General features: G+C 62.9%; 14 protein-coding genes. 7 read left to right on the plus strand and 7 right to left on the minus strand.

Annotation, left to right across the window (positions count from 1 at the left end):
• Nucleotides 1–56: 56 nt before the first annotated feature.
• The 3 genes from CDO35_RS21415 to CDO35_RS21425 all read right to left on the minus strand — a co-directional run bounded on the left by CDO35_RS21415 (nucleotide 57) and on the right by CDO35_RS21425 (nucleotide 1,624).
• Nucleotides 57–338: a GIY-YIG nuclease family protein gene (locus CDO35_RS21415; RefSeq protein WP_099526606.1), complete on the minus strand. Its 282-nt coding sequence runs from the start codon at nucleotides 336–338 to the stop codon at nucleotides 57–59.
• The gene (gene pcsA / locus CDO35_RS21420; protein WP_099526607.1) at nucleotides 335–1,054 is read right to left on the minus strand and encodes a phosphatidylcholine synthase; all 720 of its coding nucleotides are present in this window, start codon (nucleotides 1,052–1,054) and stop codon (nucleotides 335–337) included. The genes CDO35_RS21415 and pcsA overlap by 4 nt, the downstream gene beginning before the upstream one ends.
• A gap of 99 nt (nucleotides 1,055–1,153) precedes the next feature.
• Complete coding sequence (locus CDO35_RS21425; protein ID WP_099526608.1) at nucleotides 1,154–1,624, minus strand: nuclear transport factor 2 family protein; 471 nt, start codon at nucleotides 1,622–1,624, stop codon at nucleotides 1,154–1,156.
• A gap of 200 nt (nucleotides 1,625–1,824) precedes the next feature.
• Here CDO35_RS21425 and CDO35_RS21430 point away from each other — a divergent pair, with 200 nt between their 5' ends.
• Entirely contained in the window at nucleotides 1,825–2,766 is a 942-nt protein-coding gene (locus CDO35_RS21430; protein ID WP_099526609.1) for a GlxA family transcriptional regulator, read from the plus strand.
• A 57-nt stretch (nucleotides 2,767–2,823) separates the two neighbouring features.
• On the opposite strand, the gene CDO35_RS21435 is transcribed toward CDO35_RS21430, so the two are convergent.
• From CDO35_RS21435 to CDO35_RS21450, 4 genes are all read right to left on the minus strand, one after another.
• Nucleotides 2,824–3,585 (minus strand): amino acid ABC transporter ATP-binding protein, encoded by a 762-nt coding sequence (locus tag CDO35_RS21435; protein ID WP_017675242.1) that lies wholly within the window; start codon nucleotides 3,583–3,585, stop codon nucleotides 2,824–2,826.
• A gap of 156 nt (nucleotides 3,586–3,741) precedes the next feature.
• A complete protein-coding gene (locus tag CDO35_RS21440) occupies nucleotides 3,742–4,839 on the minus strand; it encodes an amino acid ABC transporter permease (RefSeq protein ID WP_099526610.1) in 1,098 nt (365 codons plus the stop codon).
• A gap of 9 nt (nucleotides 4,840–4,848) precedes the next feature.
• Nucleotides 4,849–6,033 carry an amino acid ABC transporter permease gene (locus CDO35_RS21445; RefSeq protein WP_166432427.1) on the minus strand — a complete coding sequence of 395 codons (1,185 nt, stop codon included), beginning with the start codon at nucleotides 6,031–6,033 and terminating at the stop codon, nucleotides 4,849–4,851.
• Between the two features lie 97 nt (nucleotides 6,034–6,130).
• Nucleotides 6,131–7,159, minus strand: coding sequence for an amino acid ABC transporter substrate-binding protein (locus CDO35_RS21450; RefSeq protein WP_017675245.1), 1,029 nt, complete (start codon nucleotides 7,157–7,159; stop codon nucleotides 6,131–6,133).
• A 477-nt stretch (nucleotides 7,160–7,636) separates the two neighbouring features.
• Here CDO35_RS21450 and CDO35_RS21455 point away from each other — a divergent pair, with 477 nt between their 5' ends.
• The 6 genes from CDO35_RS21455 to CDO35_RS21480 all read left to right on the plus strand — a co-directional run bounded on the left by CDO35_RS21455 (nucleotide 7,637) and on the right by CDO35_RS21480 (nucleotide 15,338).
• Nucleotides 7,637–8,296: an alpha/beta hydrolase gene (locus CDO35_RS21455; protein ID WP_099526611.1), complete on the plus strand. Its 660-nt coding sequence runs from the start codon at nucleotides 7,637–7,639 to the stop codon at nucleotides 8,294–8,296.
• A gap of 24 nt (nucleotides 8,297–8,320) precedes the next feature.
• Nucleotides 8,321–10,222 (plus strand): acyl-CoA synthetase, encoded by a 1,902-nt coding sequence (locus CDO35_RS21460; protein WP_099526612.1) that lies wholly within the window; start codon nucleotides 8,321–8,323, stop codon nucleotides 10,220–10,222.
• A 191-nt stretch (nucleotides 10,223–10,413) separates the two neighbouring features.
• Nucleotides 10,414–11,352 carry a GGDEF domain-containing protein gene (locus CDO35_RS21465; protein WP_099526613.1) on the plus strand — a complete coding sequence of 313 codons (939 nt, stop codon included), beginning with the start codon at nucleotides 10,414–10,416 and terminating at the stop codon, nucleotides 11,350–11,352.
• Nucleotides 11,353–11,414: 62 nt separating this feature from the next.
• Nucleotides 11,415–12,578, plus strand: coding sequence for a dipeptidase (locus tag CDO35_RS21470; protein ID WP_099526614.1), 1,164 nt, complete (start codon nucleotides 11,415–11,417; stop codon nucleotides 12,576–12,578).
• 110 nt (nucleotides 12,579–12,688) lie between these two features.
• On the plus strand, nucleotides 12,689–14,137 hold the full coding sequence (rhlB, locus tag CDO35_RS21475) for an ATP-dependent RNA helicase RhlB (RefSeq protein WP_099526615.1): 1,449 nt from the start codon (nucleotides 12,689–12,691) through the stop codon (nucleotides 14,135–14,137).
• A gap of 73 nt (nucleotides 14,138–14,210) precedes the next feature.
• The gene (locus CDO35_RS21480) at nucleotides 14,211–15,338 is read left to right on the plus strand and encodes an NAD(P)/FAD-dependent oxidoreductase (RefSeq protein WP_099526616.1); all 1,128 of its coding nucleotides are present in this window, start codon (nucleotides 14,211–14,213) and stop codon (nucleotides 15,336–15,338) included.
• Nucleotides 15,339–15,344 lie beyond the last annotated feature (6 nt).

Genomic DNA, 15,344 nt, shown 5'->3' on the forward strand with positions numbered 1-15,344 from the left:
CTCCGCGTCGGATCAAAGTCCTCAGCTTACCCGCGCGGCACATACACGCAACCGCCTCAGGCTGATGAGCCACCATCAACGGCCAGAATGAGCGCTTCTTTGGCACTTTTGCTCAGGCGCTTGATCGCCCGTTCACGGCGCAATGCATCGCCCTTGCCGGCACAGGCTTCGATATAGGCCAACGCGAGCGCCGGGCTGGTATGGAAGAAGCGAGCGCCCTTGCCACTCTGGTGCTGGGCGAAACGCCGCTGCGGATCATCGCTGATGCCGCAATACAGCGCGCCATTGGCGGCGCGCACCAGATAGACGAACCAGGCTTTTTCGACTGCTGCATTCATCCGCGAGCAGGAAACCACTCACGCGCCGAGCGCCACAGGCACATGCCGACGAAGTAGGCTGAAGCCAACCACCAGAGCGCCAGCAGCCAGAACTGACTGACCGGATACTGCAGAATCAGCAGCGCGCTGGAGAGCATCCAGACAAAGGTCACGAGGATGTTCAGCGGCATGAACTGACGCACGCGGAACGGGTGCAGGAACTTCATCTTGGTCAGGGTCAGGCCGGCCAGCAGGACGATCATGGCCAGGGTGATCCAGGGATGCACGTCGAGGATGTAGAAATACAGCACGACCACGTTCCACGCCGCCGGGAAGCCGACGAAGTAGTTGTCCTTGCTCTTCATGTTCAGGTTGCAGAAGCAGAACAGCGAGGACAGCAGAATCAGGCCCACGGCGAACAGCGGCGTGTAATCCGGCAGCGGAATGAAGCGATAGAGGAATATCGCGGGGATGAATACGTAGGTGAGGTAGTCGATCACCAAGTCGAGGGTCGAGCCGTCGAAGTGCGGCAGCACACCCTTGACGTCGTAACGCCGCGCCAGCGAACCATCCAGCCCATCGACCAGCAGTGCCAGGCCGAGCCACAACAGGCATTGCTTGGGTTGGCCGTCGAGTACGGCCAACAATGCCAGGAGGGCGAGGATCACGCCGCTGGCGGTAACGGCGTGGACCCCCCAGGCTTTGGCCTGTTTTACGGCAACGATCAGTTCGGTCACGGCAGGTCTCGATTGGCAGTGGAGGTGCGGCACCCGGTGTGCGCACTCTTTATTGAAGGCTAAGACCGGATAGCCTACCACTGCGTTCATTCGCCCGCCTCAGCGCGTACCGCGAAACTGGGCCAGACCACGTGCCGCCTGTCGACGAATGGCGGCCTGAACCGGTGGCGCCCACCCCAGCAGAAGCCCTTTGCCACCTAGCGCCTGACGTGCCCAGCGCCATAGATCGAAGTGATCGCGATGCTCGACGATCAACCCGTCGCGAAACACGAAGCGCGCCTGGATGTGGTTGACCACCTGACGACCGGTGGCGCTGAAACGGTAGCTGGCGACCCAGCGCGCACTGCCGGCATGATCGTCGGCATGCACCGAATCGAAGGTCAACGAGAATCCCTCGGCACGGCTGCACAGCATGCGCCACATATCGCTGGCCTCAGCGCCGTGCAAGTCGACAAAGACTGGGTCGGAGAAACGCACATCTTCGGCGTAACAGCCAGCCATGGTCTCGGCATCGAGCTTCTGGAAGGCGCTGTAAAAGCGCTGGATCAGATCGGCATTGGGGTGGCTCATGAGTCGCTCCTACAGGCTTTTAATTACGTAGGGTGCGCTGCGCGCACCGCTTTCACTACGTCGCTCACTGGTGCGCACGGCGCACCCTACACGTTCGCAAGGATGGTTCACTCCATTCTGTTCGTCCGGCGGGGACGTGGCGATTGGCTATAAAGACAACTTTGTGTCAATAATCGCCAACCTCAGTCCAGGCCATCGTCATGCTGCGCATTGCCTTGTACGTCTGCCCACAAACCGTCTGTTCCAGCCTGAGCATGGCGCAGGATGTCTTCAACCTGGCCAATCGCCTGGCCGGCACAGCGCGCTTTCAGCTACAGCGTTTCAGCCTCGATGGCCAGCCTGTGCAGTTGGATTTCGCGCAGATTCAGGTCGATGGTGGCCTACCGTTGGCCGAGCGGGCCGATCTGCTGATCGTGCCAGCCACCGGCAGCGCCATCACCCGTACCCTGGAGAGCAACGCCAAACTGCTGCCCTGGCTGGCCCGACGCGAGCAGCAACAGGTGGCCAGCCTGTGCAGCAGCGCCTTCCTGCTGGCGGCTGCCGGCCTGCTCGATGGTCGTCAGGCGACTACCCACTGGGCCCTGGCTGACGCCTTCGCCCGGCACTTTCCTCAGGTTAAACTGCGCAGCGACTTGCTGTTGACCGAGGATGGCCCGTTGTTCTGCTCCGGCGGAGCCCAGGCCGGGCTCGACCTGTGCCTGCACCTGATTGCCCTGCATGCTGGTGAATGGCTGGCGCAGCAGGTTGCCAGCGCCATGGTGATCGAACGCCAGCGCGGCACGCAGACCCGTTTCGCGCCGCTGCTGCCCAGCAACGACGATAAAGCCCTTGCCCCGCTGCTGACCTGGCTACGCGAGCACCACGCCGAGGTGATCGATCTCAACCGCCTTGCGCAGCAGGCGCACTGTTCACCGCGTACCCTGCTGCGCCGTTTCAAGCAGGCCACCGGGCTGACCCCAGGCGATTACCTGCAACGCCTGCGCATCAGCCTGGCGCAGCAAGCGCTGGCCGGCTCGGCGCAGTCGCTGGAGCAAGTCGCCAGCCAGGTCGGATTCACGGACCGTGCGACCTTCGCCAAGCGCTTCAAGCAATTGAGCGGGGAAACGCCGGGTGCCTTCCGCAAGCGCATGCGGCTCAGTTAAACCCAGGCAACGAAAAAGGGAGCCCGAAGGCTCCCTGATCGATGGCGCAATGCCGACTCAGTGCAGGATCTGGCTGAGAAACAGCTTGGTGCGCTCGTTCTGCGGGTTGGTGAAGAAGGCGTTCGGTTCGGCCTCCTCCACGATCTCGCCCTTGTCCATGAAGATCACGCGGTTGGCCACGGTGCGGGCAAAGCCCATTTCGTGGGTCACGCAGAGCATGGTCATGCCGTCTTCGGCCAGACCGATCATGGTGTCGAGCACCTCTTTCACCATTTCCGGGTCGAGGGCCGAAGTCGGCTCGTCGAACAGCATGATCTTCGGCTTCATGCACAGCGCGCGGGCAATCGCCACTCGCTGCTGCTGACCACCGGAGAGTTGGCCCGGAAACTTGTTGGCCTGCTCAGGGATGCGCACGCGCTCGAGAAAGTGCATGGCAATTTCCTCGGCCTGGCGCTTGGGCATCTTGCGTACCCACATCGGTGCCAGGGTGCAGTTCTGCAGCACGGTGAGGTGCGGGAACAGGTTGAAGTGCTGGAACACCATGCCCACTTCGCGGCGAATCGCCTCGATGTGCTTGAGGTCGCTGGTCAGCTCGGTGCCATCGACCACGATGCGCCCCTGCTGGTGTTCTTCCAGGCGGTTGATGCAGCGGATGGTGGTGGACTTGCCCGAGCCGGACGGGCCGCAGAGCACGATACGCTCGCCCTGCTGCACGCTCAGGTTGATGTCCTTGAGCACATGGAACTGGCCGTACCACTTGTTCACACCCTGCAGCAGGATCATCGGCTCGGCGCTGGGTTGTTTGATTGCTTCACTCATGACTAACTCCTCTTGAGGGGCTCGATTCAGGATTTAGCGAGCTAGAGCCAGGCAAGGCGAAAACATTCGAGGGAGCGCAATGTACGGCTGTACATGAGCACCCCGAGAGTGTTTTCAACGCCGCCTGGCCGACGCGCAGCAAATACTGATCAGCTCCTAACGCTTGTGGCCGGTATCCAGTTTTCGCTCGAGATGCAGCGAATAGCGGGACATGCCGAAACAGAAAATCCAGAAGATCAGCGCGGCGAACACGTAGCCCTCGGTGGCCATGCCCAGCCACGCCGGGTCGGTGGTCGCCTGCTTGATGCTGTTGAGCAGATCGAACAGGCCGATGATGATCACCAGGCTGGTGTCCTTGAACAGGGCGATGAAGACGTTGACGATGCCCGGAATCACCAGCTTCAGCGCCTGCGGCAGGATCACCAGGCCCATCATCCGCCAGTAGCCCAGGCCCATGGCCGCAGCGGCTTCGTACTGGCCCTTGGGAATGGCCTGCAAGCCACCACGGACCACTTCGGCGATGTAGGCGGACTGGAACAGGATCACCCCGATCAGCGCACGCATCAGCTTGTCGAAATGCATGCCTTCGGGCAGGAACAGCGGCAACATCACCGACGACATGAACAGCACGGTGATCAACGGCACACCGCGCCAGAACTCGATGAAGGTGACGCAGATGACCTTGATCGCCGGCAGGTTGGAGCGTCGCCCCAGCGCCAGCAGGATGCCCAGCGGCAACGCACCGGTGATGCCGACAGCAGCGATCACCAAGGTCAGCATCAGGCCGCCCCAACGGCTGGTGGAAACCACGTCCAGGCCGAATACACCACCGTGCAGCAGGGTCCAGGCGATGAACGGATAGATCGCCAGGAAAGCCAGACCGTACACCGCCTTGCGCGGCATCTGCGGCACGAACAGCGGCGCCATGCCGATGATCGCCAGCCACAGAGTGGCATCCACACGCCAGCGCAGCTCGGTCGGGTAGAAGCCGTACATGAACTGACCGAAGCGCTGCTGGATGAACACCCAGCACGCCCCTTCCTTGGTGCAGTCGGCGCGGGTGCTGCCGACCCAGTTGGCATCGATGATCGCCCACTGCAGCAGCGGCGGCACGATCAACCAGATCAGGTACAGCGCAAAAACGGTCAACAGGCTGTTGAACCAGTTGGAAAACAGGTTGGCCTTGAGCCAGCCCACCACACCGACGCTCATGCGCGGTGGCGGCAGGTCCGGTTTGAATGTATGAGTCTGCATGGCTGCTCCTTACCGCTCAGTCAGCGCGATGCGCTTGTTGTACCAGTTCATCAGCAGGGAAATGCTGATGCTGATCGCCAGATACACGCTCATGGTGATGGCGATCACCTCGATGGCCTGGCCGGTCTGGTTGAGCACCGTGCCGGCGAACAGCGACACCATGTCCGGATAGCCGATACCGGCAGCCAGGGACGAGTTCTTCGCCAGGTTGAGGTACTGACTGGTCAGCGGCGGAATGATCACGCGCAGCGCCTGCGGGATGATCACCAGACGCAGAGTGACGCCCGGACGCAAACCCAGCGAGCGCGCTGCTTCGGTCTGACCATGGCTGACCGCCATGATCCCGGAGCGCACGTTCTCGGCGATGAATGCCGCCGTGTAGATGGTCAATGCCAGGGTCAGCGCCATCAGCTCGGGGATCATCACCCAGCCGCCACGGAAGTTGAAACCGGTCAGCTCCGGCACACTCCACACCAGCGGATTGCCCGCGACCAGCGCGGTCAGGCCGGGAATCACCACGATCAGCGCCAGCGATGTCCACAGCAGCGGGAAGATCTGGCCAGTGGCTTCACGGCGTTTCTTGGCCCAGCGCCCAAGGGCGATGATGCCGACGATGGTCGCTAGCAGCACCACGGCGAACAGACCGAAGCTCTCCGAAGGACTCGGCGCCGGCATGTACAGACCACGGCTGTTGAGGAAGAAGACTTCACCCACGTCCAGGCTTTGCCGAGGACCAGGCAGGGCAAGGAAGACCGCGAAATACCAAAAGAGGATCTGCAGCAACGGCGGAATGTTGCGGAAGATCTCGATGTAAACGGTGGCCAGCTTGCTGATCAGCCAGTTAGGCGACAGCCGCGCCACACCCAGCAGGAAGCCAAGGATGGAGGCCAGCACGATACCGATGAAAGACACCAGCAGGGTATTGAGCAAGCCAACCAGAAACACACGGGCGTAGCTGTCGCTTTCCGTGTAGTCGATCAGGTGCTGGGCAATACCGAAACCGGCGCTGTTATTGAGAAAAGCGAAGCCGGAAATAATCCCGCGCTTCTCCAAGTTGGCCTGGGTGTTCTGGAAGAGAAACCAGCCGAGCGCCACAACGGCGACAACGGCAATGATCTGGAAAGCCCAAGCGCGCACCTGCGGATCGTTCAGAAGCGATCCTCGCGGGCGCGGGGCATTAGCAGTCGTTTGCATAACAACCCTCATGGAAGCCCCGGCCGCACGCAAGCCGGCCGGAGTTCACGTAATCGGAAACGACAGCGGCAGGCGCTAGGCCTGCCGCTGTGGACGGTCAACGCACCGGCGGTGCGTACTGCAGACCACCCTTGTTCCACAGGGCGTTGAGACCACGCTCGATCTTCAGCTCGCTGCCGGCGCCAACGTTACGGTCGAAGGACTCGCCGTAGTTACCGACTTGCTTGACGATCTGTACTGCCCAGTCTTTCGGCAGCTTGAGGTCTTTGCCGAATTCACCTTCAGTACCCAGCAGACGTGCTACGTCCGGGTTCTTGGTGTCTTTGGCAGTGGCTTCGACGTTGGCCGAGGTCACACCCAGCTCTTCGGCGTTGACCATGGCGAACAGGGTCCAGCGCACGATGTCGAACCACTCCTCGTCACCCTGGCGCACGACCGGGCCCAGAGGTTCCTTGGAGATGACTTCCGGCAGCACGACATAGTCGTCCGGGTTGGCCAGCTTGATGCGCTGTGCGTACAGCTGCGACTGGTCGGAGGTCAGCACGTCGCAACGGCCAGCTTCGACCGACTTGGCGCTCTCGTCAGAGGTATCGTAGGTGATGGGGGTGTACTTCATGCCGTTGGCACGGAAGTAGTCGGAGAGGTTCAGCTCGGTGGTGGTACCGGCCTGGATGCAGACGGTAGCCCCGTCCAGTTCCTTGGCGCTGGAAACGCCCAGCTTCTTGTTCACCAAAAAGCCCTGGCCGTCGTAGTAGTTGGTGCCAGTGAAGTTCAGACCCAGTGCGGCGTCGCGCGAGCTGGTCCAGGTGGTGTTACGCGACAGGATGTCGACTTCGCCGGATTGCAGCGCGGTGAAGCGCTCCTTGGCGGTCAGCGGGCTGTACTTGACCTTGGTCGCGTCGCCGAAAACCGCGGCTGCAACAGCGCGGCAGACGTCAACGTCGAGACCCAGGTAGTTGCCTTTTTCATCGGCGTAGGAGAAGCCAGGCAGACCGTCGCTGATACCGCACTGCACGAAGCCTTTCTTCTGCACTGCATCCAGGGTGGCGCCTGCCTGAGCAAAGCCACTGACACCGAGCACAGCTGCGGTGGTCAGCACAGCCAGGGTGGATTTCACCATCTTCATCAAAAACCTCCAGTTGCTCTTGTTGTGTTGGAGTCTCCGTCCGCCTTCCCCACCCTTTTGAGGCACGCGATCCGCTGGCAGCAACGGTATCGACGAGAAGTTCGAACGTCAGGCGGGAGTCTAGTCGGCTTTACCCTCTGCTGGCCAACTGCTCCCACCCTGCCCATTGGTTGAACGGGCCAGAGACGGATCGTCATCCGTCTGAGCGATCGATCGCCCTGACGGTCTATTAGGAACCCCACACAGCAGATTCCTGCCTGTTGAGCGGTGCGCAGTGGCACAGTGTTACCGTTACCGCACCGCGTCGTCAGTTCAGATGAGCCTTAGCAAGCCCCGTACCAGCACATGGCAAATGGCCGGATATTGGAGGGTCAAGGGCAAAAGATTCACCCGTGCGACAACTTATTCACAGATTAGCCAAGCCTTGAACAGGGCGCCGCCCCAAATTAAGGCGCCCGCACCACACTGGAGCTACCAATGACCGCACCCATGATTTTGCAGCCCCCACAGGCCGCCAACGCCAGCGTGATCTGGCTGCACGGGCTGGGGGCTGACCGCTACGATTTCCTCCCGGTCGCCGAGATGCTGCAAGAGCGCCTGCCCAGCACACGCTTCATCCTGCCGCAGGCGCCCACCCGCCCGGTGACCATCAACGGCGGCTGGAGCATGCCGAGCTGGTACGACATTCTCGCCATGACCCCGGCACGGGCCATCGACCAAGCGCAGCTGGAGGAATCCGCCGACCAGGTGATCGCCCTGATCAACGCCGAGCGCGAAAGCGCCATCGCCCCTGAACGCATCGTCCTGGCGGGCTTCTCCCAGGGTGGCGCGGTGGTGCTGCACACCGCCTTCGTGCGCTATCTGCAACCCCTCGGCGGGGTACTGGCGCTGTCGACCTACGCGCCGACTTTCAGCGATGAGATGCCCCTGGCGGATACAAAAAGACAACTGCCGGTGCTTTGTTTGCATGGCAGATTCGACGACGTGGTGCCCCCAGACATGGGACGCGCCGCGTATGACCGCCTGCACACCTGCGGGGTGCCGGTGCAATGGCGCGACTATCCGATGGCCCACGAAGTGCTACCGGAAGAGATTCGCGATATCGCCGAATGGTTGAGCCAATTGCTGGCAGACTGACCGAACCGAAGAGATGCACAATAAATGAGCACAGCGCCCCTCATTCGTACCCTGCAGGATATTCAACAGATCGAGAGCACGCCGCTGAGCGATCGCGGCCTGCCCGAGAGCACCTTTGATCTGATCCGCCGCACGGCCCAGGCCAGTCCGCATGCACCAGCGCTGTCGTTCATCCTCCAGGGCACGGCCGAAGAAGCCCCGCTACGCCTGAACTACACCGAGCTACTCGGCAAAATCACCCAGACGGCCAACGCCTTCCATCGTCTGGGCCTGCGCCCGGGCAAGGCGGTGTCATTCCTGCTGCCCAACCTGCCGCAGACTCACTACACCATCTGGGGTGGCGAGGCAGCCGGCATCGTCAACGCGATCAACCCGCTGCTCGACGCCGAGCATATCGCCGAGCTGATCCACGCGTCGGACTCAGAACTGCTGGTGACACTGGCGCCCTTCCCCGGTACCGATCTGTGGGACAAGGTCAACGCTCTGCGCGATCAGCTGCCGGAGTTGAAAGCGATTCTCTGTGTGGACATGGCCAACCTGCTGCCGGAGCCACAACGCAGCGCGCTCAAGGCCCAGCGCGGCCCGCTACCAAAGGGCGTGCTGGACTTCGACGAGACCATCGCCGCCTGCCCAGCCGATCATCTGGAAAGTGGCCGCGTGATCGCCGCCGACGATATCGCCAGCTACTTCCACACCGGTGGTACCACCGGCACGCCAAAACTGGCGCCGCACAGCCACGGCAACGAAGTGGCGATGGCCTACAGCATGAACCTGGTGACTCGCTTCGGCGTCGGCGATGTAACCCTCTGCGGCCTGCCGCTGTTTCACGTCAACGGTGTCATCGTCACTGGCCTGGCGGCTTTCATCGGCGGTGCCGAGGTGTTGCTGGCAACGCCTCAGGGCTATCGCAACACCACCTTGATCGGCAATTTCTGGAAGGTCATCGAGCGCCACAAGGTCAGCTTCTTCAGCGGAGTGCCCACCATTTATGCCGGCCTCCTGCAGATTCCCAGCGAAGGCCATGACCTGTCCTCGCTGAAGTACGCCCTGTGCGGCGCCGCGCCCATGCCGGTGGAGCTGATTCGCCAGTTCGAAGCCAAGACCGGGCTGACCCTGCTTGAAGGCTACGGCCTGACCGAGGGCACCTGCGGCAGCTGCGCCAACCCTCCGGCCGGCGAGCGCCGTCCCGGCTCGATCGGCCTGCCCATGCCCTACTGCGAGGTGCGCATCAAGGTACTCGACGAGCAGGGGCAATATCTGCGCGAAGCCGCGCCCAACGAAATCGGCAACCTGTGCATCCGCGGCGCCACGGTATTCAAGGGCTATCTGCAGGCGAGCAAGAACGCCGGTATCTGGGTCGATGGCGACTGGTTCAATACTGGCGACCTCGGCCGCGTCGATGCCGACGGCTACATCTGGCTGACTGGCCGCAGCAAGGACCTGATCATCCGCGGCGGCCACAACATCGACCCGCAGATGATCGAGGAAGCGCTACACAAGCACCCGGCAGTGGCCATGGCCGCTGCAGTGGGCAAGCCAGACGAGAAGGCCGGCGAACTGCCGGTGGTCTACGTCCAGCTCAAACCCGGCGCACAGGCCAGCGAGGTCGAATTGCTGGAGCATGCCGCCGCCCATATCCCCGAGCGCGCCGCGGTACCCAAGGACGCCTGGATCATCGACGCCATTCCGCTCACCGCGGTGGGCAAGACCTTCAAACCAGCGCTGCGCTTCGATGCCATCGCCCGGGTTTACCAGGCGGCTGTCGATGAGTTGCACCCGGCTGCTCGGGTCGAAGTCCTGAGCGATGACAAGGCAGGTCAACTGGCCCACATTCACCTGCCGAATCAGGATCAGGCACTGGCTGAGGCCATCGGCGAACGGCTGTCCGGCTACGCGGTGGGCCATCGCATCCACTTCGCAGCGTGATCCAGAGCGCGCAAGGACGCGCGCCAGTTAACAGCTTTGCACTTTCGTGCAACCACTGGTCGGCCGAGCCACTGGCAGACATTGCCACGCCTGGAGCCCGGGAATAATGTCGAACGCTATTCGTAGACACGACAGGGAGCGTTGGTGGTGCCCTCAGGCCTATTCGCCCGGCCAGGCCCGACGAGATCGCAATGAAACCGGCGCACTGGCAGGCAGACCTGCAGCAAGTTCAGCACCTGCGACTATTTCAGAATGTCGCTACCAGCAGCCTGGATCAGTTGCTGCAGGAGTTTCGCGCGTGCGAGTTGGAAGCCGGCGAAGTGTTGCTCTCCCCCTTCAATCGCAACCAGTACCTCTATCTGCTGATCGAGGGCCAGTTGCGTGTCTATCTCGGCTCACTGGACAACCAGGCCGTGAGCGCCCTCGAAGTCGGCGACTGCGCGGGTGAGATCAGCTTCATCGACAACGAACATCCTTCTGCCTACGTCGTAGCCGAGCGCCCCTCCACGGTGCTGCGCCTGCATCGCGAATCGCTGGTCGCACTGTTTCAGCAATCACCGCAGATGATGCAGAACCTGCTGGAGCTGCTCTGTGAGCGTGTGCGCCAGGGCAACCGGCAGATTCTCGACAGCGAGCAGAATGCCAATGTCGACACCCTCACCGGTTGCTTCAACCGACGCTGGCTGGAGCACGTCTTCGAACGCGAAAGCACCCGCTGCGCCTTCAACGACGACCCCATCTCGCTGCTGATGCTCGATGTCGACCACTTCAAGGCCTACAACGACCAGCACGGTCACCTTGCAGGGGACTACGCCCTGTGCATGGTGGCGCACACCTTGCGCAGCCAGTTGCGGCCCAAGGACAGCCTGATACGGTTCGGAGGCGAGGAGTTCGTCATTCTCCTGCCGGAGATCTGTGCCGAGGCTGCACGCAGTATCGGCGAACGCCTGCGCCTCAGCCTGGAGCATATCGCCTCTTTCTACTCGCCAGTCGGCGTTCTGCCGGGCGTTACCATCTCCATTGGCCTGGCGCAGATGCAGCATCAGGACAGCCTGCAGGGCCTGATCGCGCGTGCAGACGCCGCGCTGTACCAGGCCAAGCAACAGGGGCGTAACTGCCTCAGCGGCTGACACCGCGCGTCGCGCTTCCCTGCTAGAGTGGCGCACATAACAACACGCCTGGATGGCTTCTCATGCGCAAACTGCTGATCGCTGTGCTTCTGCTCGCCCCCCTTTCCGCCCTCGCCGTTCTGGGCCTGCCCCAGGTACTCGACGCACAGATGAACAGCGTGGCCAGCCCGCCACCCTATCCGGCCAGCGCCAGCGCGCAGAAGCTGCACCAAGGGCTGTTCGTCGCCGACCTGCACGACGACGCCCTGCTCTGGGAGCGCGACCTGCTCAAGCGCTACGACTACGGCCACTCCGACCTGCCACGCATGCTCGAAGGGCGTCTCGGCCTGCAGGTGTTCTCCACCGTGACCAAGACCCCGCGCGGCCTGAACATGGAGAGCAACGCCGCCGACAGCGACAACATCACCCTGCTGGCCATGGCCCAGCGCTGGCCACGTGAAACCTGGAGCAGCCTGCTACAGCGCGCCCTGTACCAGGCGCAGAAACTCAAGGACGCCAGCGCCGGCAGCGATGGGCGCCTGGTGCTGATCCGCACCCGCGCGGACCTGGCGAACTTCGTCGATGCCTGGGAAAAGGACCCGCGCCGCGTCGCCGGCCTGCTCGCCACCGAAGGCCTGCAACCTATCGAGGGCAAGCTGGATAACATCGACGTGCTGTATGACGCGGGTTTCCGCATCGCCGGCCTGACTCACTTCTTCGACAACGAAGTCGGCGGCTCGGCCCATGGCCTGGAAAAAGGCGGGCTGACCCCACTGGGGCGCCAGGTCATCGCGCGCCTGGAAGAAAAATCCATGCTGGTGGACCTGGCCCACGCTTCGCGCCCGTTGATCGACGACGTACTGGCCATGGCCAAGCGCCCGGTGCTGGTCTCGCACACCGGCGTCGAAGGCACCTGCGCCGGCACCCGCAACCTCAGCGACAAGCACCTGCAGGCCATCGCCGCCACCGGCGGGGTAATCGGCATCGGCTACTGGAGCACCGCCGTTTGCGACACCTCGGTCGCCGCCATCGTCAAAGCCATCCGCTACGCGGCGGACAAGGTCGGCGTCGAGCATGTCGCCCTGGGCTCGGACTTCAACGGCACCGTACACACGCCATTCGATGTCACCGGCTTGGCGCAGATCACCGAAGGACTGCAAGCCGCCGGCTTCGACAATGACGCCATTGCCGCGATCATGGGCGGCAATGTACAGCGCCTGCTGCTGGCCAGCCTGCCGGAGAAATGAGGTGCTGGGCGCACGGTCCTCTTGACAGACGCGAGCGAAGCACTTCGCCACGCCCGCGTCTTGCATTACACTGGCGGGCGTTCACTCCTTAACCAGTCGATGAGAAGCCCGTGCTCAAAGCACTCAAGAAAATGTTCGGCAAAGCCGAAGACGAGCAGCCACAACCAGCGCCGTCATCCGTAGCAGCGCCCGCCCAGAGCGGTGACGCAGAGCAGAAGCGCCCACGCAAGAACAAGCCCGCCCGCCCTGCCAGCGAGAGCGCAGGCGATAGCCTGGCGCCGCAACAATCCCGCCCGCCGAAGGCCGACAAACCGCGCCGCGAGCGCCCAGCCAAGCCGGTCGACACCTGGAAGCTGGAAGATTTCGTGGTCGAGCCCGCCGAAGGCAAGACCCGTTTCCATGACTTCAAGCTCGCCCCCGAGTTGATGCACGCCATCCACGACCTGGGCTTCCCCTACTGCACGCCGATCCAGGCTGGCGTACTGGGCTACACCCTCAAGGGTCAGGACGCCATCGGCCGCGCCCAGACCGGCACCGGCAAAACCGCGGCGTTCCTCATCTCGATCATCACCCAGCTGCTGCAGACCCCGGCGCCGAAAGAGCGCTACATGGGCGAGCCGCGCGCGCTGATCATCGCGCCGACCCGCGAACTGGTGGTGCAGATCGCCAAGGACGCGGCCGAGCTGACCAAGTACACCGGCCTGAATGTGATGCAGTTCGTCGGCGGCATGGACTTCGACAAGCAGCTCAAGCAACTGGAATCGCGCTTCTGCGACATCCTCGTGGCCACCCCGGGCCGCCTGCTGGACTTCAACCAGCGCGGCGAAGTGCACCTGGACATGGTCGAGGTGATGGTGCTGGACGAAGCCGATCGCATGCTCGACATGGGCTTCATCCCGCAGGTGCGCCAGATCATCCGCCAGACGCCGATGAAAGGTGACCGCCAGACCCTGCTGTTCTCAGCCACCTTCACCGACGACGTGATGAACCTGGCCAAGCAGTGGACGGTCAACCCGGCCATCGTCGAGATCGAGCCAGAGAACGTCGCCAGCGACACCGTCGAGCAGCACGTCTACGCCGTAGCCTCGGCTGACAAGTACAAACTGCTGTACAACCTGATCAGCCAGAACGACTGGACGCGGGTCATGGTCTTCGCCAACCGCAAGGACGAAGTTCGGCGCATCGAAGAGCGCCTGACCCGCGACGGCATCAGCGCCGTGCAGATGTCCGGCGACATTCCGCAGCACAAGCGTATCCGTGCCCTGGAAGGCTTCCGCGAAGGCAAGATCCGCGTCATGGTCGCCACCGACGTTGCCGGTCGCGGCATCCACGTCGATGCCATCAGCCACGTGATCAACTTCACCCTGCCGGAAGACCCGGACGACTACGTGCACCGCATCGGCCGTACCGGCCGCGCCGGCACCAGCGGTACCTCGATCAGCTTCGCCGGTGAGGACGACGCCTTCGCCCTGCCGCCAATCGAAGAGCTGATCGGCCGCAAGATCCAGTGCGAAATGCCGCCGGACGAGCTGCTCAAGCCGGTGCCACGCAAGCACTGATAAGGCCGAAGCAGAACAAAGGCGAAGCCCTCCAGCTTCGCCTTTTTCATTTGACCCCGTTGATCGATACGCCATGCAACACTACGACTACCTCATCATCGGCGCCGGTATTGCTGGCGCCTCCACCGGCTACTTTCTCGCCAGCCATGGCAAGACGCTGCTGCTCGAACGCGAGGCGCAGCCCGGCTACCACTCCACTGGCCGTTCAGCCGCGCTCTACACCGTGGCCTACGGCACGCCACAGGTCCGCGCGCTGACCGCTGCCAGTCGCGCCTTTTACGATGCCCCACCAGCCGGTTTTGCCGAGCATCCCTTGCTCACGCCACGTGGCGAACTGGTGGTGGATTTCAGCGGTGACGCAGCCGAGTTGCAGCGCCAGTACGAGCAGGCCCGTGAGCATGTTGCAGAGGCTCGCCTGCTCAGTGCTGACGAGGCCTGCGCGCTGGTTCCGGTGTTGCGCCGGGAGCTGGTGCGTGGCGCACTGCTCGACCCCAGCGCCGCCGATATCGACACCGCAGCGCTACACCAAGGATATCTGCGCGGCATCCGCCAACAGGGCGGGGAGATTCATTGCCAGCGCGAGGTCATCAGCATCAGCCGCCTCGCCGACGGCTGGCATGTGGATTGCGCCGGGCAGAGCTATCGCGCGAGCGTATTGATCAATGCCGCCGGTGCCTGGTGCGACGAGATCGCGCGTCTGGCCGGCCTACCCGGCATCGGTTTACAGCCCAAGCGCCGCGCCGCCTTCACTTTCAACGGCCCGACAGGCATCGACTGCCAGCACTGGCCGGCACTGGTGAGCCTGGACGAATCGTTTTATTTCAAACCCGATGCCGGTCTTTTACTCGGTTCGCCAGCCAATGCCGACCCGGTGGCGCCGCATGACGTGCAGCCTGAAGAGCTGGACATCGCCTTGGGCATCCATCAGATCGAAACCCACACCACGCTGCTGATTCGTCGTCCGGCGCATACCTGGGCCGGCCTGCGCAGCTTCGTCGCCGATGGCGATCTGGTTGGCGGCTTCGACACCCAGGTCGACAACTTCTTCTGGTTGGCAGCGCAAGGCGGCTACGGCATCCAGACCAGCGCCGCCATGGGTCAGGCCTGCGCTGCCTTGATTCGCCAGCAGCCGCTGCCGCCGCGCCTTGCAGAAGCAGGCCTGAATGCGGCTCTGCTCAGCCCTAGACGTCTGCTCGGTTAAGCCGTC

Source organism: Pseudomonas sediminis, assembly GCF_002741105.1.
Taxonomy (GTDB): domain Bacteria; phylum Pseudomonadota; class Gammaproteobacteria; order Pseudomonadales; family Pseudomonadaceae; genus Aquipseudomonas; species Aquipseudomonas sediminis.

Coding starts and splice junctions, on each gene's coding strand:
- CDO35_RS21470 (WP_099526614.1), top strand. CDS start 11,415: ATGCGCAAACTGCTGATCGCTGTGCTTCTGCTCGCCCCCCTTTCCGCC.
- CDO35_RS21435 (WP_017675242.1), bottom strand. CDS start 3,585: ATGAGTGAAGCAATCAAACAACCCAGCGCCGAGCCGATGATCCTGCTG.
- CDO35_RS21480 (WP_099526616.1), top strand. CDS start 14,211: ATGCAACACTACGACTACCTCATCATCGGCGCCGGTATTGCTGGCGCC.
- CDO35_RS21415 (WP_099526606.1), bottom strand. CDS start 338: ATGAATGCAGCAGTCGAAAAAGCCTGGTTCGTCTATCTGGTGCGCGCC.
- CDO35_RS21455 (WP_099526611.1), top strand. CDS start 7,637: ATGACCGCACCCATGATTTTGCAGCCCCCACAGGCCGCCAACGCCAGC.
- CDO35_RS21450 (WP_017675245.1), bottom strand. CDS start 7,159: ATGAAGATGGTGAAATCCACCCTGGCTGTGCTGACCACCGCAGCTGTG.
- CDO35_RS21425 (WP_099526608.1), bottom strand. CDS start 1,624: ATGAGCCACCCCAATGCCGATCTGATCCAGCGCTTTTACAGCGCCTTC.
- CDO35_RS21445 (WP_166432427.1), bottom strand. CDS start 6,033: ATGCAAACGACTGCTAATGCCCCGCGCCCGCGAGGATCGCTTCTGAAC.
- CDO35_RS21460 (WP_099526612.1), top strand. CDS start 8,321: ATGAGCACAGCGCCCCTCATTCGTACCCTGCAGGATATTCAACAGATC.
- CDO35_RS21440 (WP_099526610.1), bottom strand. CDS start 4,839: ATGCAGACTCATACATTCAAACCGGACCTGCCGCCACCGCGCATGAGC.
- CDO35_RS21465 (WP_099526613.1), top strand. CDS start 10,414: ATGAAACCGGCGCACTGGCAGGCAGACCTGCAGCAAGTTCAGCACCTG.
- CDO35_RS21430 (WP_099526609.1), top strand. CDS start 1,825: ATGCTGCGCATTGCCTTGTACGTCTGCCCACAAACCGTCTGTTCCAGC.